15 protein-coding genes are annotated in these 22,496 nt (G+C 61.5%); 2 read left to right on the top strand and 13 right to left on the bottom strand.

The genetic code is table 11. From position 1 onward, the window contains the following. Positions 1–102: 102 nt before the first annotated feature. From C4J93_RS02775 to C4J93_RS02750, 6 genes are all read right to left on the bottom strand, one after another. Positions 103–993 carry a transglutaminase family protein gene (locus C4J93_RS02775; RefSeq protein WP_124365639.1) on the bottom strand — a complete coding sequence of 297 codons (891 nt, stop codon included), beginning with the start codon at positions 991–993 and terminating at the stop codon, positions 103–105. Further along, on the bottom strand, positions 993–3,479 hold the full coding sequence (locus tag C4J93_RS02770; RefSeq protein ID WP_124428528.1) for a circularly permuted type 2 ATP-grasp protein: 2,487 nt from the start codon (positions 3,477–3,479) through the stop codon (positions 993–995). The genes C4J93_RS02775 and C4J93_RS02770 overlap by 1 nt, the downstream gene beginning before the upstream one ends. A gap of 160 nt (positions 3,480–3,639) precedes the next feature. Beyond that, positions 3,640–6,930: a DUF2126 domain-containing protein gene (locus tag C4J93_RS02765; RefSeq protein ID WP_124428527.1), complete on the bottom strand. Its 3,291-nt coding sequence runs from the start codon at positions 6,928–6,930 to the stop codon at positions 3,640–3,642. A 187-nt stretch (positions 6,931–7,117) separates the two neighbouring features. Continuing rightward, a complete protein-coding gene (locus C4J93_RS02760) occupies positions 7,118–7,567 on the bottom strand; it encodes a hypothetical protein (protein WP_124365636.1) in 450 nt (149 codons plus the stop codon). Beyond that, positions 7,555–8,484 (bottom strand): NAD synthetase, encoded by a 930-nt coding sequence (locus C4J93_RS02755; RefSeq protein WP_124428526.1) that lies wholly within the window; start codon positions 8,482–8,484, stop codon positions 7,555–7,557. The genes C4J93_RS02760 and C4J93_RS02755 overlap by 13 nt, the downstream gene beginning before the upstream one ends. Positions 8,485–8,693: 209 nt before the next feature. Further along, positions 8,694–10,997, bottom strand: coding sequence for a YgiQ family radical SAM protein (locus C4J93_RS02750; RefSeq protein ID WP_012721927.1), 2,304 nt, complete (start codon positions 10,995–10,997; stop codon positions 8,694–8,696). A 217-nt stretch (positions 10,998–11,214) separates the two neighbouring features. Here C4J93_RS02750 and C4J93_RS27280 point away from each other — a divergent pair, with 217 nt between their 5' ends. Next, on the top strand, positions 11,215–12,201 hold the full coding sequence (locus C4J93_RS27280) for a dermonecrotic toxin domain-containing protein (protein WP_256660128.1): 987 nt from the start codon (positions 11,215–11,217) through the stop codon (positions 12,199–12,201). A 29-nt stretch (positions 12,202–12,230) separates the two neighbouring features. Next, positions 12,231–15,170: a DUF6543 domain-containing protein gene (locus C4J93_RS02745; RefSeq protein WP_256660127.1), complete on the top strand. Its 2,940-nt coding sequence runs from the start codon at positions 12,231–12,233 to the stop codon at positions 15,168–15,170. Positions 15,171–15,176: 6 nt separating this feature from the next. Here the strand turns inward: C4J93_RS02745 and dnaB are convergent, their stop codons facing one another. The 7 genes from dnaB to rnr form a co-directional block, all read right to left on the bottom strand. Beyond that, positions 15,177–16,574, bottom strand: coding sequence for a replicative DNA helicase (dnaB, locus tag C4J93_RS02740; protein WP_003188079.1), 1,398 nt, complete (start codon positions 16,572–16,574; stop codon positions 15,177–15,179). A 111-nt stretch (positions 16,575–16,685) separates the two neighbouring features. Then, positions 16,686–17,132, bottom strand: a complete 447-nt coding sequence (gene rplI, locus C4J93_RS02735; RefSeq protein ID WP_003171376.1) for a 50S ribosomal protein L9 — start codon at positions 17,130–17,132, stop codon at positions 16,686–16,688. Positions 17,133–17,150: 18 nt separating this feature from the next. Next, entirely contained in the window at positions 17,151–18,044 is an 894-nt protein-coding gene (locus C4J93_RS02730) for a hypothetical protein (protein ID WP_124361031.1), read from the bottom strand. 36 nt (positions 18,045–18,080) lie between these two features. After that, positions 18,081–18,311 carry a 30S ribosomal protein S18 gene (gene rpsR / locus C4J93_RS02725; RefSeq protein WP_002551829.1) on the bottom strand — a complete coding sequence of 77 codons (231 nt, stop codon included), beginning with the start codon at positions 18,309–18,311 and terminating at the stop codon, positions 18,081–18,083. A gap of 28 nt (positions 18,312–18,339) precedes the next feature. After that, entirely contained in the window at positions 18,340–18,762 is a 423-nt protein-coding gene (rpsF, locus tag C4J93_RS02720) for a 30S ribosomal protein S6 (protein ID WP_003236224.1), read from the bottom strand. A gap of 308 nt (positions 18,763–19,070) precedes the next feature. Beyond that, entirely contained in the window at positions 19,071–19,832 is a 762-nt protein-coding gene (rlmB, locus tag C4J93_RS02715; protein ID WP_124428525.1) for a 23S rRNA (guanosine(2251)-2'-O)-methyltransferase RlmB, read from the bottom strand. Next, positions 19,829–22,462, bottom strand: coding sequence for a ribonuclease R (gene rnr, locus C4J93_RS02710; RefSeq protein ID WP_124428524.1), 2,634 nt, complete (start codon positions 22,460–22,462; stop codon positions 19,829–19,831). The genes rlmB and rnr overlap by 4 nt, the downstream gene beginning before the upstream one ends. Positions 22,463–22,496: the final 34 nt, after the last annotated feature.

The following is a 22,496-nucleotide window of genomic DNA, read 5'->3' as shown; positions in this document are numbered from 1 at the left end:
CGCTCTGCGTGGGAATGCAGCCTTGGACGTTTCGCGTCCCGGCGCACAGTGACGCTGAGCTTCACCGCAGGCGTTCCCACGCAGAGCGTGGGAACGATCCCGTTACATCAGCGGCATCACCGTCACCCGCACCTCCGGGTCATGGCTCCCTCCTCCCAGGATCACCCCTCGCAACGGCGACACATCGGAAAAATCCCGGCCCCACGCCAGGGTGATGTGCTCCAGCGCCGGCTGCACATTATTCGTTGGATCGAAGTCTACCCAGCCCGACTCCGGGCAGAACACTGACACCCATGCATGCGACGCATCGGCGCCGATCAGCCGTGGCTGGCCGGGCGGTGGCTGGGTCAGCAGGTAGCCGCTGATATAGCGTGCCGCCAGCCCCCGCGAGCGCAGGCAGGCGAGCATCAGGTGGGCGAAGTCCTGGCACACGCCGCGACGGCGTTCCAGTACTTCCACCAGCGGCGTGGCGACTTGCGTGGCTTCGGCATCAAAGGTGAATTCGCTGAAGATCTTGTGCATTAATGCCTGCACGCCTATCAACAAGGGCGCGCCAGGCGGGAAGCAGCTTTCGGAGAATTCGACGAAGGTTTTTTTCAAATGCACGTAAGGCGATTCGAAGCGATAGCGGCAGGCTTCGATCACCTCCAGCGACAGCGGTTGGCTGCTGTAGGTGAGGCTGTCACGGGTGCGGTCCCACGGCGGCGATTGCCAAAAGTCCAACGCGGGTCGCGCCAGCACTTCCACGGTCAGCCCTGCATTGACCAACAGTTCATCATGGGGCCGCTCGAACGCCAGGCGCGTGATCGGGTTGCCGAACACGTCCAGTTCATCGCGGCGTGAAGAGGGCTGCGGGCTGATATCCAGGGTTTGCCAGGTGCAGCGTTGCCACGCACAGGGCCGTGGCCATAAATGCGCCAGCTGCTGGGCCAGGGACACCGGACTGTCGTAGTGATAATGGGTGTCATGGAAAATCTGGTAGCGCGCACTCATCACACCGACACCGTTTGCTGGCTGACATCATCCACATGGGCAAAGTGACGCAAGGCCAGGCGATCCGACACTTGCCCACTCTCATCGGCCACCGCTTGCAGCAGGTCGGCCAGGCCATCCAACGCGGCACGCACGCTGGATTCGCCGAACAGCGGGTTCTCCAGGCACCCCAGGTCAAAGCGCGCCAACTGCTCCACCAACGGCCCCAGGCCGGTTTCCCGTGGTACGCCGAAATCATCGTTCAAGCGCCGCAAGGTACGGCTCACCAGTTTCAGCTGGAACAGCACCGCATGGGGGTTCTGCTCGTCGAGCAACAGCAGGTCGAGCACCGGAATCAGTTGCGGCACTGCCAGGTAACGCGAGCGATAGGTGATGCTGCTGTTGCCCAGCTCCAGCAACCACTCCAACCCCGCCTGATCGAATACCGCCACACCGCGCAGGAACGCGGCAAGGCTGCTGCTGAGAAACTGCAGGCGCTCGATACGCCGGCCCATCATCAAGAAGCGCCAGCCTTCATCGCGGGTCATATCGTCCAAGGCAAACCCCGACAGCGCCGCCAGGGACATCACCAAGCGGTTGAGGAAATCCAGCAACTCGCCGAAGTCCGGGGTTTCGCTCTCCAATTGCAGGGCTTCGCGTTGCAGCTCCACCAGGGCCTGCCAGTTTTCCCGGGACAACTTGCCGCGCACCTGGGACGCCGCCCACTGCAAACGCTGCAAATTGGCGCGCAGGCTCGACGGCCAATCATCGCCGAGCAACGCGGCCAGCAAGCGTTCGGGAAGCGCCCCTTCATCCGGCAACAATCGCAGGCTCTCACCCAGCTCCACCGCCGCCTGCAGCGCCAACGGATCGTCACCGTCGACATAGCGCGCCAGCACGATGCGCAACCAGCGCGCGCTGTCATCGCAGCGCTCGCAATAACGGCCAAACCAAAACAGGTTTTCCACCACGCGTGACGGCAGATACGGATCGCGGCGCACCAGGTCGTGTGCGCCGATCGCGCGCTGGGCGCGCCATTGCTCGCCACCGGGGGCACGTTCGCCGAGTACCCAGGTGTCCTTGCTCGCACCGCCGCGCTGCATCGACACCACTTCGGCGTCGGCGTCGGCGGCCACGCGGGTCAAGCCGCCGGGCAGTACGCGGTAGCCGTCGTCACTGGCCACGGCGTACACGCGCATGCCGATGGCACGATGTTGCAAGTGGTCATCCACGGTGTGCCACACCGGCGCCTGGGACAGCTGCGCCAACTCCTGGGCAACGTAGGCGTAGGGCCGCGCGCGCATGCGCTCGGCCAGGGCCTGGCGTTGTTCGGCGTTCAGGTCGCGCCCGAATACCGGGGCGAAACTCTGCGAGGGGAACGCCGGTTTGATCAGCAACTGCGGCAGCTTTTCCAGCGCCTCGGCCAGCACCGGCGCCTCACCGCACCACCAGGTGGCGATGGACGGCAGGATCAGTTGTTCACCAAATAAAAACTCGTTGATCTTCGGCAGGAAACCGAGCAGCCCCGGCGACTCCAGCACGCCGCTGCCCAGGGCATTGGCCACCAGCACATTGCCTTGGCGTACGGCATCGAGCAGGCCGGGTACGCCGAGGGCCGAATCGGTGCGCAGCTCCAAGGGGTCGCAGAAGTCGTCGTCCAGGCGACGCATGATCGCGTTTACGCGGCGCAGGCCACTGAGGGTCTTGAGGAACACCGTGCTGTCTCGCACGGTGAGGTCGCCGCCTTCCACCAGCGGGTAACCGAGCTGACGGGCGAGGTAGAGATGTTCGAAATAGCTTTCGTTGAAGCGCCCCGGCGTGAGCAGCACGATCAGCGGCGGCTGGTCATCGCCGGGCGCCTGGCGGGCCAAGGTGTCCTGGAGGGTGCGGAAGAAACCGGTGAGGTGTTGCACCTGCAGGTCACGGTACAAATCCGGGAAGGCGCGGGACACGATGGTACGGTTTTCCAGGGCATAACCGGCGCCCGACGGGGCTTGGGTTCGGTCGGCGGTCACCCACCAGCGACCATCCGGCGTGCGGGCCAGGTCCACGGCGAACAGGTGCAGAAAGGTCCCGTCCGGCGGCTGGATACCCTGGCACGGCCAGAGAAAGTTGTTGTGACCAAAAACCAGCTCGGCGGGCAGCAGGCCTTCTTTGATCAGGCGCTGCGGGCCATAGAGGTCGGCGAGAACGGCATTGAGCAGACGCGCCCGCTGGGCGATGCCGGCCGACAGGTGCTGCCACTCGTCAGCGGCCAGCACGTGGGGCACCAGGTCCAGTTCCCATGGGCGATCGGCGCCCTTGGGGTCGGCGTAGACGTTGTAGGTCACGCCGTTTTCCTGAATCTGCCGGGTCAGCAATGCCTGGCGCTGGGCCAGCTGGGCCGGCGTGCTGCGTTGCAGGTGGTCGAGCAGGCGCTGCCAATGGGCCCGCACTGCGCCGCTGTCATCCAGCAGTTCGTGATAGGTGCCTGGGGTCAGGGGGTAACGGTCGAGCAAATCGGACATGGAACGCTCGGCAGAGGCAAGGGAAGTCAGGTTAACTCAACAAACACTGCAAATCCCCTGTGGGAGGGGGCTTGCTCCCGATGGCGGTGAATCAGTCAACTCATGTATCGGCTGATGCTGCGCCATCGGGAGCAAGCCCCCTCCCACATTTGGATCGCATTCAATCATTTTTATTGGGGAAGCGGCGTAAATCCAGGGTCATTGGCAATTCATCGTTCACCACTACAGTTGGCACATCCAGCTTGCCTGGACTATGCCCCAAGCGGAAAAACCGCGCCATCCGCCGGCTCTCGGCTTCATTGGCATTTACCGGCAGGCTGTCGTAATTGCGCCCGCCCGGATGGGCCACATGATACTGGCAGCCGCCCAGCGAACGCTGCATCCAGGTGTCCAGCAGGTCGAACACCAGCGGCGCATGTACGGCGATGGTCGGTTGCAGGCAGTTGGACGGTTGCCAGGCGCGGTAACGCACGCCGGCGACGAACTCGCCGATGCGGCCGGTGGGCTGCAGCGGTACCGGGATGCCATTGCAGGTCAGCAGATAGCGTTGCGGCGGCAAGCCGCTCAATTTCACCTGCAGGCGTTCCAGGGACGAATCCACATACCGTACCGTGCCGCCCACCGCGCCCTCCTCGCCCAGCACATGCCAGGGTTCCAGGGCCTGGCGCAGTTCCAGCTCGATACCACTGACGGCATAGTCGCCGACCTTGGGGAAACGGAATTCCAGGTGCGCGGCAAACCACTCGGCGCGCAGCGGATAACCGGCGGCGTTGAGCTCGACGATCACATCCGCGAAATCCTGTTCGATAAAGTGCGGCAGCAAATAGCGGTCATGCAGTTCGGTGCCCCAGCGCGCCAGCTTCGGTGGCGCGTAAGGTTCACGCCAGAAACGCGCGACCAGCGCCCGCAACAGCAACTGCTGGGTGAGGCTCATGCGCGCATGGGGCGGCATTTCAAATGCGCGCAGTTCCAGCAAGCCCAGACGACCGGTGGCGCCGTCGGGGGAATAGAGCTTGTCGATGCAGAACTCGGCACGATGGGTATTGCCCGTGACATCGATCAGCAGGTTGCGCAGCAGCCGGTCGACCAGCCAGGGCGGGCATTCTTCGCCCGGCGCGGGCATTTGCGCAAAGGCGATTTCCAGCTCATACAGTGCGTCGTTGCGCGCTTCATCCACCCGGGGTGCCTGGGACGTCGGGCCGATAAACAGGCCGGAAAACAGATAGGACAGCGATGGATGGTTGTGCCAGTAACTGATCAGGCTGCGCAGCAGGTCGGGCCGGCGCAGGAACGGTGAGTCCTTGGGTGTCGCGCCGCCCAACACGAAATGGTTGCCGCCGCCGGTGCCGGTGTGGCGGCCGTCGATCATGAATTTCTCGGTGGTCAGGCGGGTTTGCCGCGCTTCTTCGTAGAGAAATTCGGTGCGCTCCACCAACTCGTCCCAGGTGGCGGACGGCTGCACGTTGACCTCGATCACGCCAGGGTCCGGCGTGACGCGAAAGTTGCTCAGGCGCGTATCGGCCGGCGGCTCATAGCCTTCCAGCAACACCGGACATTGCAGTTCTTCGGCGGTGGCCTCGATGGCCGTCACCAGCTCCAGATAGTCTTCCACGCGCTCCAGCGGCGGCATGAAGAGATAGAGGCGCCCTTCCCGTGCTTCGGCACACAGCGCGGTGCGGGTCAGCCAGTCGGCGGATTCATCCAGCTGTGGCACACGCTCTTCACTCGGCGCGGGCTCGCCATGGCTTTGCAATTGCGCGGTGGTCGGCAGTTGCGGTTGATCCTGATTCGGGTCGGTCGGATGCACGAACGGATATTCCGCCGCCGTCACCCAGGGCTGCGAGGCCAACGGCAGTCGATAACCCAACGGCGAATCGCCGGGCACCAGGCGACAGTGATCGTCGCGCAGGTACCAGCGCCCGCTCTGCCAGCGATCATTGGCGGCAGTGCGCGCCAGCGGCAGCACCTGGCCGATGATTTTATCCAAGCCTTGGCCGAAGACTTTGCGCAGGCGTTCGCGCTCCAGATCGTCACTCAGGCGCGGGTCCTGGGCGCTGACGTTTTGCGGTAGCGCGCCTTCGCGCCACAGGTAGTAGAAGTTGTCTTCGAACGCCGGAAACACAAAGCGCGCCGGCAACTTGAGGCGTTCGGCGACGCTGGCCAGGAAGCGCCCGGCCATCACGCCATCCGCACCATAGTCTGCTTGCTCATCGGCGATCAGCGCACTGTTGTGCCAGATCGGCACCCCATCGCGGCGCCAGTAGCAGTTGAGCGACCAGCGCGGCAATTGCTCGCCGGGGTACCACTTGCCCTGGCCGAAGTGCACCAGGCCCTGGGGCGCGTAGTGCTTGCGCAGGCGTTGGAACAGCTCGGCGGACAGGCGACGTTTGTCCGGCCCCAGGGCAGCGGTGTTCCACTCGGCGCCGTCGGGGTCGTCGATGGAGACGAACGTCGGTTCGCCGCCCATGGTCAGGCGCACATCGTCCCGGAGCAGGTCACCATCGATCTGCCGACCCAGGGCCTGGATCGCCAGCCATTGATCTTCGGTGTAGGGCTTGGTGACCCTCGGGGCCTCCCAAATCCGCTCTACCGACATTTCGTGGGTGAATTCGCACTCGCACGGTCCCACCAGCCCACTGATTGGTGCGGCGGACGACGGATCTGGACTACAGGCCAACGGGATATGCCCCTCACCGGCGAACAGCCCGGAGGTGGCATCCAGGCCGATCCAGCCAGCGCCGGGCAAATACACCTCGCACCAGGCGTGCAGGTCGGTGAAGTCCACTTCGGTACCGGAGGGGCCGTCCAGGGACTTGACGTCGGCGGTGAGCTGGATCAGGTAGCCAGAGACAAACCGCGCCGCCAGCCCCAGGTTGCGCAGCAGTTGCACCAGCAGCCAGGCCGAATCGCGGCACGAGCCCGAGGCGTTTTCCAGGGTGAATTCCGGGGTTTGTACGCCCGGTTCCATGCGGATCAGGTAGCCGATATCGGCGGCCAGGCGTTGGTTGAGCCCGACCAGGAAATCCACGGCCGGCAACGGTGTGCGGTCTATACCGGCCAGGTAGGCGGCAAACTTCGGCGTCAGCGGCAAGGTTTCCAGGTAGGGCGCCAGCTCGCGCTGCTCATCGGCGGCGTAGCTGAAAGGGATGTTCTCGGCGTAGGGCTCGAGGAAAAAGTCGAAAGGGTTGAATACCGCCATCTCGGCGACCAGGTCGACTTCGATGCGCAGCTGGTCAGTCTTTTCCGGAAACACCAGGCGCGCCAGGTAGTTGCCCTGGGGGTCCTGCTGCCAGTTGATGAAATGCTGCTCGGGCAGCACTTTCAGCGCGTAGGACAAAATCCGCGTGCGGCTGTGGGCAGCCGGGCGCAAGCGCACAATCTGCGGGCCGAGTTCGACAGCGCGGTCGTAGCGGTAATGCGTAACGTGGTGCAACGCGACATGAATCGACACGGCGGCCTCCTGCGAGCCAGGGCATGGGCACAACGCGCGCAAGACTTATGCCAGAGCGGCAGTCATTGCACTTTATCGTGGGCCCCGGTGCAGTACAGCACCAAAACGACGCCATCGTACGTGCCGTGGTGCAACCGCCGCACATATTTGTGGCGAACCCTTGGAGGGAGGTGGCGAATCTACCCAGTCATGGGGCCTTGTGCCTGGCGCCGAGGGCTTGGCGCAGGTGGCGAATTTCAACGAGTTTGGCGCGCATCTCGCGCTGCCCCTTGCTGTTGAGTATCAGCAGCCCGAACAGTGGAAAAACCAGCGCCAACCCATAAAGAACACGATGAGGGCCGTATTGGATCATCGGCAACACAAACAGCAGGCAGGCGACGTAGATACCGACCATCACCCATGTCCAAGCGGGCTTACCGCGCAAGATCATAAAGTTGCTATGCACCGTCAGCAGCGTGAACACCGCCCCGGCCAGCATGATCTTGAGCCCGACTTGAGCAAGGGGCGCATCATCAAAATAGGTGACGAACGCCAGCGCCACGGCCAACGCCAATGAAAAATACGCCGCAAATACGCCGCCCAGAAACGTCAGAAAGTAATGCCTGAAAAAGTCCCGGAGCGTCATCAATTCGCCCATTCTTTTACTTCCTCGTACAGCCCGATCGCGATGGTATTGACGTTTCCGGAGTAGGCGCTCCCGCCGAACCCTACGACTGCGCTCAGGGCGTCCTTGATCTGGGTCGTTGTGCCGTGCTTGAGCTGCGTAGGGGTGAAACGCTTGGTGAGTTCACCCGACGCCTGCCTCAACTTGAGCATCTTCGCGGTCAAGCTGGGATGGTTGATGCTCAGCAGCTCTTTCGTCAGCCTGGCTCTTTCCTGCCGGTTCAAACCGCGAAGCACATCCCGCAGGCTCTTGCCCGTCGAGGCTTTGGCGGCCCTGACCAGCTTGATCGTCGTCAGGGTCGAAGCGCCCACGCCGACCAGCGACGCTGCGTCGAGCACAATGGAAGCATTCTGGTACCAGCCTTCACTGTCGAGCCAATCGTTGACCTCGGGCTTGGCCACCTCAAGCGTCGTGCGGGCAAGGCCATTGATGCATTGCAGCGAACTCGCGCCCGCCGCCGCGTACCCTATCACCACAACGACGGAACTGGCGCCCGCACTGAACGGCACCAGGAGAGTACCGCTGGCAATCGCAGCCCAACTGATGACAGCGCCCAGACAAGAGATCCCGGTGTTCACAGCCTCGCCGATCAGCCTGGACTCTCTGGGGTTGCTCGTCACATGTTGAGCGAATTGTGTGGGTGCAACGTATTTCTGCGCCTCCCGCAGGATGATGCGCTTGGGCTGGATGCTGCAGATGGGCTTGAATTCGCGCAGGGTAATGACGTTGAAGTCAGCGTCGATGTAGACGACGCCTGCGCCAACGATGCCTGGGTCGGCGTCGATGGCCGCGAACAGGCGCGGCAGGTTGATCTGGCTTTCAATACGCTGGCGCGCCATGAACTGGGAGCGGTTGGAGTCCATGCCGATGGTGAGCAGGGGGTTGCTCATGAAGGTGCTCTTCCTTGAAGGGGGTGACTGGACTGACGCTATCGGGAGCAAGCCCCCTCCCACACTTGGATGTGTGAATACATTCAAAATGTGGGAGGGGGCTTGCTCCCGATAGCGCTTCAATGGCCGCCACCTTACCAAACAGGCTCACCACCGGCCAGAAAGCTAAACGCCAGCACTAGGCTGGCGTTTGGCATTTCAAGCCGCAATCAACGCGGCACAACCGGCTTACGCGCAGGCTTGCCGCCTTTGCCCTTCGCCGCATCGGTACGTTCCTTCGCCGCCTGCTTGTTTCGCGCCTGGGCCGCTGCCTTGGCTTGTTCACGCTTGTCCCACGGGTTGCTGCCGTCGCTGCCACGGGGTGGCAGGCCGGTGTGCTGGGTGAGGATTTTGGTGGTGGTTTCCTTGGCGACCTTATGGCTGCCGGCCGGCGTCGAGTTCTTGCGACGGGCGCTCTGGTAGCTGTCGGTGGACGGCTGGTGCAGCGGGATCAGTTGGTCCTTGCCCGGCCCGATCAGGTCGGCGCGGCCCATGCGGGTCAGCGCTTCACGCAGCATCGGCCAGCCTTTCGGGTCGTGGTAGCGCAGGAACGCCTTGTGCAGACGGCGCTGCTCCTCGCTCTTGACGATGGTCACCGCGTCGCTCTTGTAGGTGACCTTGCGCAGCGGGTTCTTGCCCGAGTGGTACATCGCGGTAGCGGTGGCCATCGGCGACGGGTAGAACGCCTGCACCTGGTCGGCGCGGAAGCCGTTGCCCTTGAGCCACAGGGCCAGGTTCATCATGTCTTCATCGGTGGTGCCGGGGTGGGCGGCGATGAAGTACGGGATCAGGTACTGCTCCTTACCCGCTTCCTTGGTGTACTTCTCGAACATGCGCTTGAACTTGTCATAGCTGCCGATGCCCGGTTTCATCATCTGGTTGAGCGGACCTTCCTCGGTGTGCTCCGGGGCGATCTTCAGGTAGCCGCCAACGTGGTGGGTAACCAGCTCTTTCACATATTCCGGCGACTCGACGGCCAGGTCATAGCGCAGGCCGGAGGCAATCAGGATCTTCTTCACACCCGGCAACGCACGGGCGCTGCGGTACAGCTGGATCAAGGAGGAGTGGTCGGTGTTCAGGTTCGGGCAGATGCCGGGGAACACGCACGACGGCTTGCGGCACGCGGATTCGATTTCCGGGCTCTTGCAGGCGATGCGGTACATGTTCGCGGTCGGGCCGCCGAGGTCGGAAATCACCCCGGTAAAGCCCGGCACCTTGTCGCGGATCTCTTCGATCTCGCGAATGATCGACTCTTCGGAACGGTTCTGGATGATGCGGCCTTCGTGCTCGGTGATCGAGCAGAAGGTGCAGCCGCCGAAGCAGCCACGCATGATGTTCACCGAGAAACGGATCATGTCGTAGGCCGGAATCTTCTCCTTGCCATACGCCGGATGCGGTACGCGGGCGTACGGCATGCCGAACACGTAGTCCATTTCTTCAGTGGTCATGGGAATGGGCGGCGGGTTGAACCACACGTCCACTTCACCGTGCTTCTGCACCAGGGCGCGGGCGTTGCCTGGGTTGGTTTCCAGGTGCAACACGCGGTTGGCGTGAGCATAGAGCACCGCGTCGCCACGGACTTTTTCCACCGACGGCAGGCGGATCACGGTCTTGTCGCGGGTCATGCGCGGGCTGGCCAGGATCTGCACGACCTTGGCTTCTTCCGGATCGTCGACAGGGCCTTTCTCTTGCTCGATAGCGCAAGCCTGGGTGTCCTGGGTATTGACGTACGGGTTGATGATCTTGTCGACCTTGCCCGGACGGTCGATGCGCGTGGAGTCCACTTCGTACCAGCCGGCCGGAGTATCACGACGAATGAACGCGGTGCCGCGCACATCGGTGATGTCTTCGATCTTGTGGCCCCACGACAGGCGCTGGGCGACTTCGACAATGGCCCGCTCGGCGTTGCCGTACAGCAGGATATCGGCGGTGGCGTCGATCAGGATCGAGTTGCGCACGCGGTCCTGCCAGTAGTCATAGTGAGCGATGCGGCGCAGGGAGGCCTCAATGCCGCCGAGCACGATCGGCACGTTCTTGTAGGCTTCCTTGCAGCGCTGGCTGTACACCAGGCTGGCGCGGTCCGGGCGTTTGCCGGCCATGCCGCCTGGGGTGTAGGCGTCGTCGGAACGGATTTTCTTGTCGGCGGTGTAGCGGTTGATCATCGAGTCCATGTTGCCGGCCGCGACGCCGAAAAACAGGTTCGGCTCGCCGAGCTTCATGAAGTCGTCTTTGGACTGCCAGTTCGGCTGGGCAATGATCCCGACGCGAAAGCCCTGGGACTCCAGCAGCCGGCCGATGATCGCCATGCCGAACGACGGATGGTCAACGTAGGCATCACCGGTGACGATGATAATGTCGCATGAATCCCAGCCAAGCTGATCCATCTCCTCCCTGCTCATCGGCAGGAATGGCGCAGGACCGAAACATTCGGCCCAGTACTTGGGATAGTCAAATAACGGCTTGGCTGTTTGCATGACGGTGACCGGTGTTGAGATGAAAAATCGCGGGCGCGGAATATAGCACAAATTTTGACCAATTCCGACGATGGCGGTCGGCTTTTAAGCCATAGGCTCGCGGGCCCGCAAACTAATCTCCTTTATAAAAGGCACTGGGGCTAATCCGTTAACCGTTGATCGAAAATTCCATGGGTAATCTGCGGCAGGTCAATCATCACTCCGGATGGCCTAGCCCATGAGCAGTCCCTTGCCACAATCGCCCCACAAGGCATTCATCAAATCCAACTTACCGGCCTGGCTGACCCAGGCGCCGACTTCGCAGCTCGCCGATTTTCGCCGCGACCTGATCAGCAGCAATCAGGCCAGGCACGACCTCAAGGCCCTGATGGATGAACTGCAGAACCCCGAGGAGTTTGCCCGGCCTTTGTTACGCCAGACCCTGCGAACCGAGTTTTTCGGTTTGCAGGACGACGAGAACGCCATCTTGTCCCGTGAATGGAAAAACCATCATCTGCTGGGCCTGATCCGTACACACGCCCGCACCACCCGGCAGACGCTGCTGGAAGCGGCCCTGCAGAATTTCGAAGCGACCGAAGCCGAGACCGGCGGCATGGAAACCGGCACCGCCATTTACAATCCCGGCCCCACCGGCGAAGTGCTGAGCATTATTGCTGCGACACGCTTCGCCAGCGTCTGCCGCAACCTGGATATCGGCAGCCAGTACCTCGCGCATATCGATAACGTGCTTGAACCCGCGCCCAACTCCGGCACGTCCCGTACCGCCGCCGAGGTCATGCAACTCTTGTCCAGTCAAGAGCAGCTTGCCTTTGGGGTCGCACTGCATATCGCCTACCTGCAGAAGGCGTTCACCACCTGGCAGTTTCTGCAGCTGCGCAGCCTCCAGACCACTGGAAATAACATCGACATACGGTGCAGCCTTTTGACCCTCCAGGATGTTGTTCTGCCCAATGTCATGGTGATTCAGGCGTCGGCGATCGGGCTGCCGATGGTTCTCTACACGCCCCAGGACCCCAGCGCGGCGTTTCGCCTGCATCCAACCTGGGAGGATCTCCACCACGGCCTGGCCGAACGCCTGGAACAGCCGCAATACCTGGCTTTTTTCACTCGTCTGGTACCGCTGCAACATCAGGGCAGCCCATTGAAGCTGGCCCCCGACCGTCGCCGAATGCGCGCCCGAACCTGGAGAGCAGGCTCAACCTGACCCCGGTCCGTACGCATGTGTTTCAGGACATGGCTACGCAACGCATCATCCAGATCAGGAATGACGCGCGCATCCTGGCCGTGCCCACTGCCGATGTCGACCTGATGAGCCGGCAAAAGCGTCTGCAGGGCTATCTGGAACTGGGTAAGTCACTGTTGTTTTTTGCTGCGTCATTTATTCCAATCGTCGGTGAAGTGCTGTTGGCCGTCAGCGCCTTGCAGCTGCTCAATACCGTCTATGAGGGCTTCGCCGCCTGGAGCCGCGGCGATAGCGAAGAGGCCTTGAACGATTTTCTCGACGCGGTGGACGACGTCGCGATGGCAGTTGCCACCGCAGGCGTGATCAAGACCGCCGGCTTCGGTGTAAAACTGCTGAAAGTGCATGTGGCCAACAAGGGCTTGCGCCTGTGGAACCCCGACCTGACCCCCTATCGGCATCCCAAAGTGCTGCCCGACAGCCTGGTCGCGGATAAACAGGGTTTGTATGAACACGCGCAGCGGTATTACCTGAAGCTCGATGATCAGGTTCATGCCTTGCAACGGGCGCCCGATAGCCAGCAATGGCAGTTGTCCCACCCCACCGACCCCGACGCCTACGCGCCGCCCGTGCGGGGCAACTCTGTCGGCGGATGGCGCGTCGAGCATGAGACCCCCGCCGACTGGGACGACCTCAAGCTGATCCAACGCCTGGGCCCTGACGGGGCCACGATCAAACAGCCCGCCGTTGAGCCGATCCTCCTGCTCGGCGGCATGGACAGCGCCGGCCTGCGCGAGCTCCATCAGGACATGCTGAGGCCGCCGCCGTTGCTGCGGGACACGATCAAGCACTTCAACCTGGACCAGGAGATCGCCGACTTCAACCTCGATCGCGCCGAAGGCACCACGGTCACACCGCAGTCCCCCTTCATCCAGTTCCACCTGGTGTGTGCATTGCCGGAATGGCCTGCGACCCGGCGGCTGAAAATCGTCGACGAACGGCAACAGATACTGATCAGCCACGGTAACGGCGCCAACGCGATCGAGGTGAGCGCTTCACGCTTCAGAAAAGGCGAACTGCTGCATGCACTGGAGGAGCAGATGCCGCGGGCAGAATTCAATCAACTGCTACCTGCGCTGTACATCGACTATTTCACCCCGGTCGAAAACCTTGCCTCGCGCCTGCTGGAAAGCGTTCCGGCACAACGCCAGCGCCTGTTTTCGTTGCTCGATAGCCACGGCGAGCAACCCCTTAGCCAGGTTGAACAGGACCTTCGCCCAACCATGCCCGAACTGTCCAAGCGTCACCTTGAAGAAATGGAAACCACCCTCAGCCCGCAGGAACGGCAACGCCTGCACCAGGAGAAAAAACTGCCGTCAACACAAGAGTGGGAAGCCACCCAATACCGCGACGTGGCGCGCAGCGCACGCATCCACAAAGGCATTTTTCTCGATTCGATGAGCAGTAACGAGAGCGTGCCACTGGTGCTGCACGCTCTGGGACAGTTGCCAGGCTGGCCAGGCGCACGCCGCATCGAAGTGTACGAGAATGATAACAGCGGCCCGCTGCTGGGACATATTGGCAGCGAACAGGACAGTGCGCGTCACATCCTGATCCGCCAGGGCGAGCAGTACGCCGTGCAGGACGCCGAGGCGACAGAGCTGCATGCACCGAGCACGCTGTTCAGCGCGCTGGAACATACGCTGACCGAGGCCGAGCGCAGCGCGCTTTTGCGTGAGTCGAATGCAGGTACGCTCAAACAAGCCATCCACCAGCATAGCCTGGCAATGATCGCCAAACCGCCGCTGCCGCCGCTCGCCAGGCTAGCCCCAACGGCGCCAGTGCAGGCCCTCGGGATTGCGCTTGATCCACTGTTCGCCACGCAAACCGCCCCGGCAGGCCTGACGCTGCGCGCTGATGGTATCCATCAGTCAGCCCCGCTGCCCAACGGTGGCTATCACTATTACGTCCTGGAGGGCGGGAACTACTTTCAGGTCAAAGCCGAAGGGCAGAAATGGCGACTGATCGATGCCCGCAGCCCGTTCAGGGCTTACCGGCCCTACCTGCGCGCAAAAACCTCCGGTGGCTGGGATATCGATCCGAGCAGCCAGGGGTTGATGGGTGGCATGCAAGCGGCGGCTTTGCCGTCGGGAGAGCCGATGGAGCTTAGCGACGAGTTTGAGTCGGCGCACTCATCCAGCGAATACGACTCAGCAGAAGAAGGCACGGTCAACAGCCTGTATACGCCGACGGAGATGGAGGCCATGCGGTCCACACGAAGCTATCAACACAGCCAGAACTATCGACGCATTTATGATCGCGCCAACAATGGCCGCTACCCCCTGCGCGATTTAACCGGTCGCCCATTGCGGATCAGAAGCATACAAATCCGCAGCAAATCGCTCACGTCCGATCAAACTTTCAGCAAGGAGCTGATCCTGCCTTTTTTGCAGTGGGAAGGGTATGAACGGGTTGCACGCCTCTATGAAGACAAACTAGAAGTGACACCCTTCACCGCGGCCCACCAAAAGTGTGTGCAGGAGGCAGTGATGATCGGCGAGCAGACCGTCATAAGCAGGAAGCCGCTGATAAAAGGTGAGGCGCTCGGCGTCTATGGCGGGGAACTGGTGCCGTATTATGTGGCGGCTTATCGGCAGGATCCCTATTTGATCGATGTCAAACCTTTTGAACCCATTCCCGCTGCACCACAGCCGGTCATTTTGTCGGGTGACAACGTACTTTCGCGAATAAATACGATTTTTGAGTACGAAGCAAATCTGCCGATCAGGCAGGCATCCACGGGCTATAACTTAGAGGTTGCGCGGTTCAACGTCACGACACAGATTGCTGAGCAACCCAGGGACAACTTTTTCCTCAGTGCATTCTTTGCCAGTGAAGATATCCCTGCCGGTACCGAGTTGCGCTGGAACTACCAATACAACGAGCCCACGGTGAGAGCGCTGTTCGGTGCGCTCCCTCAGGCAAACGCCTGAAGCCGATTACTCATCGTCATCGAAGTTGTAACTGCCCGGCGCGAGGTTCTCGAAGCGTGTGTACTTACCGATGAACGCCAGGCGGATAAAGCCGATCGGCCCGTTCCGCTGCTTGCCGATGATGATTTCGGCAATGCCTTTGTGCTCGGTTTCGGGGTGATACACCTCGTCGCGGTACACGAACATGATCACGTCGGCATCCTGCTCGATCGCGCCGGATTCACGCAAGTCGGAGTTCACCGGACGTTTGTTGGGACGTTGTTCCAGGGAACGGTTGAGCTGGGACAGCGCCACCACCGGGCAGTTGAATTCCTTGGCCAGGGCCTTGAGGGACCGAGAGATTTCGGAAATCTCGTTGGTGCGGTTGTCGCCGCTGGAACCCGGAATCTGCATCAACTGCAGGTAGTCGATCATGATCAACGCAATGTCGCCGTGTTCACGCACCAGGCGACGGGTGCGCGCGCGCATTTCGGACGGGCTGATACCGGCAGTGTCATCGATGAACAGCTTACGGTCGTTGAGCAGGTTGACCGCCGAGGTCAGGCGCGGCCAATCGTCATCCTCGAGTTGGCCGGAACGCACTTTGGTCTGGTCGATACGGCCGAGTGACGAAAGCATACGCATGATCAGCGATTCGCCTGGCATCTCGAGGGAGTACACCAGCACCGCCTTGTCACTGCGCAGTACGGCGTTTTCCACCAGGTTCATCGCAAAGGTGGTCTTGCCCATCGACGGACGGCCGGCCACGATGATCAAGTCGGACGGCTGCAGGCCGCTGGTCTTCTCGTCGAGGTCGGTGTAGCCGGTGGAAATACCGGTAATCGCGGCATCGGTGTTGAACAAGGTGTCGATGCGGTCGATGGCCTTGGTCAGCAGGTCGTTGACGCTGACCGGGCCGCCGGTTTTCGGGCGGGCTTCGGCGATCTGGAAGATCTGGCGCTCGGCTTCGTCGAGGATCTCGGCGGCGGTGCGGCCTTCAGGGTTGAAGGCGCTGTCGGCGATTTCGGTGCTGATGCCGATCAACTGGCGCAGGGTGGCGCGCTCGCGGACGATCTGCGCATAGGCCTTGATGTTGGCGACGGACGGCGTATTTTTCGCCAGTTCGCCGAGGTAACCCAGGCCGCCGACTTGGGAGGTCTGGCCTTCCTTGTCCAGTTGCTCGGCCAGGGTCACCACGTCGATCGGTGAGTTCTGGTCGGCCAGCTTGGCGATAGCACGGAAGATCAGGCGGTGGTCATGACGATAGAAATCCCCGTCCGAGACTTGATCCAGCACGCGTTCCCAGGCGTTGTTGTCCAGCATCAAGCCACCGAGCACGGCCTGTTCGGCCTCGATGGAATGCGGCGGCACCTTCAGGGCAGCGGTTTGCAGATCGTATTGCTCAGGAGCGGAGATTTCGTTCATGGCCACTTGGAATTTAGGGGTGTGTAGAAAAACAAAAGGCACGACCTGTAAACAGGATCGTGCCCGATGTTAACCGGCTGACACGCGAGGTGCCAGTCAGTTAGGTGCGGCTTAAGCTGCTACCACGACAACGCGTACGGTGGCTTCAACTTCGGCGTGCAGGTGCACGGCTACGTCGAATTCGCCTACGTTGCGGATGGTGCCGTTCGGCAGACGAACTTCGCTCTTCTGCACTTCAACGCCGGAGGCGGTCAGTGCATCAGCGATGTCGTGGGTGCCGATCGAACCGAACAGCTTGCCTTCGTCACCGGCGGTGGCAGTGATAGTCACTTCCAGCTCAGCCAGTTGGGCAGCGCGAGTTTCGGCCGAAGCTTTTTTGTCTGCTGCTGCTTTTTCCAGCTCAGCACGACGCTCTTCAAACGCAGCCAGGTTGGCAGCGGTTGCAGCGGTGGCTTTGCCGTATGGCAGCAGGTAGTTACGACCGTAACCGGCCTTAACGTTCACTTTGTCGCCCAGGTTGCCCAGGTTGGCGACTTTTTCCAGAAGGATCAGTTGCATGTGAAAATCCTCTAACTTTTAACCTTCACCGTTCGCGCTATCGGCATCTTTCGACGCCAGACGTCCGCGAAAATCAATCAGGCCGTCGACAATGGCCAAAACCACGAGTAACGGATAGATCAGCTGCATGAACAGCAACAGCGTGACGTACAACCCCACCAGCCAGAACCTGGCCAGGCGCTTGCGCGCAACCAGCCCATGAATCAGGGCCAGCCCGGCAAACACCAGCGGTACGCTGCAAATCGGCGCCAACAAGGCCATCTGTGGACCGAAGTTCGGCCCGACAACCATGCACGCCAGCAGCAACATCGCCGGCCCCGCAGGAATTCTGATACTGCGAAACTCGCGACCAAAACCACCCGGGTTGTACAACAACGCCTGCCAATAACGCCCAAGAATCAGGCTCAGCACGCTGACAACCTGCAACAAAGCCGCAATCAGACCGGTCAGGACCGGCGCAATCAGTGATGCAAACCGCGCTCGCTCATCTACCGACAACTGCTGGTAGAGATCCCCGAGGGCCAGCGGCAGGATCTTGACGATTTCCTGCGCCAGCGCCTCGATTTGCGGGCGGAAAGCCGCGCCAAGCATCACTGAGTACACCAACCCCAATGCCACGCTGACCAGCAGCGTGCGGACCCAGGACTCACTTGCGCGTAAAACCAACGCAAGGCTCGATGACCCCAGCAGTACCAGAAGTACCCGTGGATCACCCATTTGCAGCCACCAGATCAAGGCCGGCAACAAACCCAGGGCAAGAACGCCAAGGGCGTCCTTCAAACCGCGCCGCAGGAGCACGAGGCAACCTGCGGCAGCACCCAACCAATAAAGCAACGGCAATGCCGCACAGCCAGCCACTACCAGAGTGGCCTGCATACGACCGCGCATGATGAACTCAGCTAAGGCGCGCATGCATTCAATCCCTTACTACTTGTCGACTGCCCGGTCTCAGCGGCCGTGGCTGTCGGTGTAGGCCAGCAGGGCCAGGAAGCGGGCGCGCTTGATAGCGGTGGCCAGCTGACGCTGATAACGTGCTTTGGTACCGGTGATACGGCTTGGAACGATTTTGCCGGTCTCGGATACGTAGGCTTTCAGAGTGTTGAGATCTTTGTAATCGATCTCTTTCACGTCTTCAGCGGTGAAGCGGCAGAATTTACGACGACGGAAGAAACGTGCCATTTGATAGGCTCCTTAAAAGGTCCGTGGATTACTCGTCAGCGTTATCGCTGTTGTCGCTGTCATCACTATCAGCGCTATCAGCGCCTTCGTGCTCAGGACGGTCGCGACGCTCACGGCGCTCACTGCGGTTTTCTTCAGCCTTGAGCATCTCGGATTGGCCGGTAACGGCTTCTTCGCGACGGATGACCAGGTTACGGATCACTGCATCGTTGTAGCGGAAGTTGTCTTCCAGCTCGGCCAGGGCCTTGCCAGTGCATTCAACGTTCAGCATCACGTAGTGAGCCTTGTGAACATTGTTGATTGCGTAGGCCAGTTGACGACGGCCCCAATCTTCCAGACGGTGGATTTTGCCGCCGTCTTCTTCGATCAGCTTGGTGTAACGCTCAACCATGCCGCCGACTTGCTCGCTTTGATCCGGGTGGACCAAAAAGATGATTTCGTAATGACGCATGAATGCTCCTTACGGGTTGTAGCCTGCCGCTCAAAAACGGTCAGACAAGGAGTGAATGACACTTATGGATCTTGCCGCAGGGGAGGCACATGCGTGCCTGCCAGGTGGGCAAGGGGCGCAATTGTAGAGAAGGGGAAGGAGCGGCGCAAGGTGATTGGTGATTATTTGAACAATCCCCCAAACACCACAAAAACAAATGTGGGAGGGGGCTTGCTCCCGATGCGGTGGGTCAGTCACATAATTTGTAACTGATCTACCGCTATCGGGAGCAAGCCCCCTCCCACATGTTGATCCAGGCTAGGCCCAGCTTACTTCTTGGGCTTGGCCTTCGCCTTCGCACCGCGCTGGCGCTGGGCTTCGAACAGGCACACGCCCGTCGCCACCGACACGTTCAGGCTGCTGACGCTACCGGCCATCGGCAAGTGCACCAGGTAATCGCAATGCTCACGGGTCAAGCGACGCATGCCCTTGCCTTCGGCGCCCATGATCAGGATGGTCGGGCCGGTGAGGTCCTGGTCATAGATGCTGACATCAGCCTCCCCCGCCGTGCCGACAATCCACAAGCCGCGCTGCTGGAGCTTTTCCAGGGTGCGCGCCAGGTTGGTCACGGCCACCAGCGGAATCACTTCCGCCGCGCCGCAGGCGACTTTACGCACGACCGGCGTGAGGGTCGCCGACTTGTCTTTAGGCACGATCACCGCCAGCGCGCCGGCGGCATCCGCCGAACGCAGGCAGGCGCCGAGGTTGTGCGGGTCGGTCACGCCGTCCAGCACCAGCAGCAACGGCGCGCCTTCGGTACGGTCGAGCAGCTCGTCGAGCATGGCCTCGCCCCACACTTGGCTAGGGCTGACGTCGGCAACCACGCCTTGGTGAACGCCTTCTACCCATACGTCCATTTCACGGCGTTCAGCCTGGCCGATGGCAACCTTGTTCTGGTTGGCCAACTCGACCAGCGCCTGCACGCGTGGCTCGCTGCGACCTTCCGCCAACCACACTTGCTTGACGCGCTTGGGGTGGTGACGCAGCAGTGCTTCTACGGCATGCACGCCGTAGATTTTTTCCAGACTCATGGCTTGGCCTTAGGTTTGCGCGACCCGCCGCTTTTCGCGGGGGCCGAACCCGCTTTGGGCGGGCCTTTACGGTGTTTACTGAGTTTGCTCGAGGGTTTTTCCGCCCCTTGGGACTTTCCCCCAGACGCCGCTTTACCACCGCTTTTGGCTTCGTTGAGCAACTGCTGCTTCAATTCGCGACTCTTGCGCAGCTCGGCATTTTTCGCCGCAGCGTCGCTTGGGCGATAGGCTTCCGGGGCCTTTTCCTTGGCCGAAGAACGACGACCAGCCTTGGCCGGCGCAGGCTCGGCGGCCGCCGCTTTTGCAGGAGCCCCTTTGCCTTTGCTGGCCGGCGTGGTGGTTTCGCCGCCACGCTTTTTGCGACCCGCAGGCTCGGCCGGCTTGTCAGGCATACCGAAGTCGATCTTGCGTTCGTCGAGGTCGACGCGCATGACCTGCACTTCTACCGTGTCACCCAGGCGGAAACTGCGCCCGGTGCGCTCGCCCGCCAGGCGGTGATGCACAGGGTCGAAGTGGTAGTAGTCACCCGGCAAGGCGGTGACGTGCACCAGGCCCTCGACGTAGATGTCGGTCAGCTCGACGAACAGGCCGAAACCGGTCACGGCGGTGATCACACCCGGGAACGACTCGCCCACGCGATCCTTCATGAATTCGCACTTGAGCCAATTCACCACATCGCGGGTGGCTTCATCGGCGCGGCGCTCGCTCATGGAGCACTGCTCGCCCAACTGTTCCAGGGCCGCTTCGTCGTACGGATAGATCCGTGCCTTCGGAATGGTCATGGCGCCGGCGCGCTTGACGTGCGGGGTGTTCTGCTTGGAATGGATCACGCTGCGGATCGCGCGGTGCGTGAGCAGGTCCGGGTAACGACGGATCGGCGAGGTGAAGTGGGTGTACGCCTCGTAATTCAGGCCGAAGTGGCCCTGGTTATCGGCGCTGTACACCGCCTGGCTCAACGAACGCAGCATGACGGTCTGGATCACGTGGTAATCCGGACGGTCCTTGATGCTGGCCAACAGAGCCTGGTAGTCCTTCGGCGTCGGGCCGTCCTTGCCTTTGTGCAGGGACAGGCCGAGCTCACCGAGGAAGGCGCGCAGTTTTTCCAGGCGCTCCGGCGGCGGGCCGTCGTGCACCCGGTACAGCGCTGGAATCTCGTGCTTTTTCAGGAATTCAGCGGTGGCAACGTTGGCGGCCAGCATGCATTCCTCGATCAGCTTGTGCGCGTCGTTACGCGTCGTTGGGGTGATCGCGGCGATCTTGCGCTCGGAACCGAAGACAATCCGGGTTTCCTGGGTTTCAAAATCGATCGCGCCACGCACATGACGGGCACCCAGCAACACTTTGTACAACGAGTACAGCTGCTTGAGGTGCGGCACCACGTCGGCGTACTCGGTACGCAGGGCTTTGGCTTCGCTGGTCTTCGGCGTTTCCAGGATGGTGCTGACCTTGTTGTAGGTCAGGCGCGCCTGGGAATGGATCACCGCTTCGTAGAACTGGTAGTCGGTCATTTCGCCGGTTTTCGAGATGGTCATCTCGCACACCATGGCCAAACGGTCGACTTTCGGGTTCAGGGAGCACAGGCCGTTGGACAGCTGCTCGGGCAGCATCGGGATCACGCGCTCAGGGAAGTACACGGAGTTGCCGCGCACCTGGGCTTCGTTATCCAGGGCCGAACCGATCTTCACGTAGCTGGACACATCGGCAATCGCGACGTACAACTTCCAGCCGCCGGAGAACAGGCGCAGTTTGCCAGGCTTGGCTTCGCAGTAGACCGCATCGTCGAAGTCGCGGGCGTCTTCGCCGTCGATGGTGACGAACGGCAGATGGCGCAGGTCGATGCGCTTCTCTTTGTCCTTGTCTTCGACTTCCGGCTTGAGCTTGGCGGCTTCCTTGAGCACAGCGTCGGGCCAGACGTGAGGAATATCGTAGGTGCGCAGCGCGACGTCGATTTCCATGCCCGGCGCCATGTAGTTGCCGACCACTTCAACGATGTCGCCCTGGGGCTGGAAGCGCGCAGTTGGCCAGTGGGTGATTTTCACCTCGACAAACTGGCCGACCTTGGCGGCGCCATTGCGGCCCGGGGTGATCAGCACTTCCTGCTGGACCTTCGGGTTATCCGGCACGACGAAGCCGATACCGCCTTCTTCGAAGTAACGGCCGACGATGGACTCGTGGGCACGGGACACCACTTCGACGATCACGCCTTCACGACGACCACGACGGTCCAGGCCGGAAACACGTGCCAGGGCGCGGTCGCCGTCGAACACCAGGCGCATTTGCGCGGGGCTCATGAACAGGTCGTCGCTGCCATCATCCGGGATCAGGAAGCCGAAGCCGTCCCGGTGGCCGGCGATGCGGCCGAGGATCAGGTCGAGCTTGTCGACCGGCGCATAGGTGCCACGGCGGGTGTAGATCAGCTGAGCGTCGCGCTCCATCGCACGCAAACGGCGGCGCAGGGCTTCGAGCTGGTCTTCGGTGGTCAGACCGAATTCTTCAACCAGCTGCTCACGGCTAGCAGGCGAACCACGATCGGCGAGGTGCGCCAGGATCAGTTCGCGGCTAGGAATAGGGTTTTCATATTTTTCCGCTTCACGAGCGGCCTCGGGATCGAGGGACTGCCAATCGGCCATTAGAGAGTTTTCACCTTGTCTATATGCGGGTTAG

Source organism: Pseudomonas sp. R2-37-08W (assembly GCF_003851705.1).
Taxonomy (GTDB): Bacteria; Pseudomonadota; Gammaproteobacteria; order Pseudomonadales; family Pseudomonadaceae; genus Aquipseudomonas.
Note: the sequence above shows the minus strand (reverse complement) of the source record. Positions and strands in the feature narration are given on the sequence as shown.

Excerpts from the sequence above, each read along its gene's own strand:
- C4J93_RS02775 (WP_124365639.1), bottom strand. The coding sequence starts at position 993 with ATGAGTGCGCGCTACCAGATTTTCCATGACACCCATTATCACTACGAC.
- C4J93_RS02770 (WP_124428528.1), bottom strand. The coding sequence starts at position 3,479 with ATGTCCGATTTGCTCGACCGTTACCCCCTGACCCCAGGCACCTATCAC.
- C4J93_RS02760 (WP_124365636.1), bottom strand. The coding sequence starts at position 7,567 with ATGGGCGAATTGATGACGCTCCGGGACTTTTTCAGGCATTACTTTCTG.
- C4J93_RS02755 (WP_124428526.1), bottom strand. The coding sequence starts at position 8,484 with ATGAGCAACCCCCTGCTCACCATCGGCATGGACTCCAACCGCTCCCAG.
- C4J93_RS02750 (WP_012721927.1), bottom strand. The coding sequence starts at position 10,997 with ATGCAAACAGCCAAGCCGTTATTTGACTATCCCAAGTACTGGGCCGAA.
- C4J93_RS27280 (WP_256660128.1), top strand. The coding sequence starts at position 11,215 with ATGAGCAGTCCCTTGCCACAATCGCCCCACAAGGCATTCATCAAATCC.
- C4J93_RS02745 (WP_256660127.1), top strand. The coding sequence starts at position 12,231 with ATGGCTACGCAACGCATCATCCAGATCAGGAATGACGCGCGCATCCTG.
- dnaB (WP_003188079.1), bottom strand. The coding sequence starts at position 16,574 with ATGAACGAAATCTCCGCTCCTGAGCAATACGATCTGCAAACCGCTGCC.
- rplI (WP_003171376.1), bottom strand. The coding sequence starts at position 17,132 with ATGCAACTGATCCTTCTGGAAAAAGTCGCCAACCTGGGCAACCTGGGC.
- C4J93_RS02730 (WP_124361031.1), bottom strand. The coding sequence starts at position 18,044 with ATGCGCGCCTTAGCTGAGTTCATCATGCGCGGTCGTATGCAGGCCACT.
- rpsR (WP_002551829.1), bottom strand. The coding sequence starts at position 18,311 with ATGGCACGTTTCTTCCGTCGTCGTAAATTCTGCCGCTTCACCGCTGAA.
- rpsF (WP_003236224.1), bottom strand. The coding sequence starts at position 18,762 with ATGCGTCATTACGAAATCATCTTTTTGGTCCACCCGGATCAAAGCGAG.
- rlmB (WP_124428525.1), bottom strand. The coding sequence starts at position 19,832 with ATGAGTCTGGAAAAAATCTACGGCGTGCATGCCGTAGAAGCACTGCTG.
- rnr (WP_124428524.1), bottom strand. The coding sequence starts at position 22,462 with ATGGCCGATTGGCAGTCCCTCGATCCCGAGGCCGCTCGTGAAGCGGAA.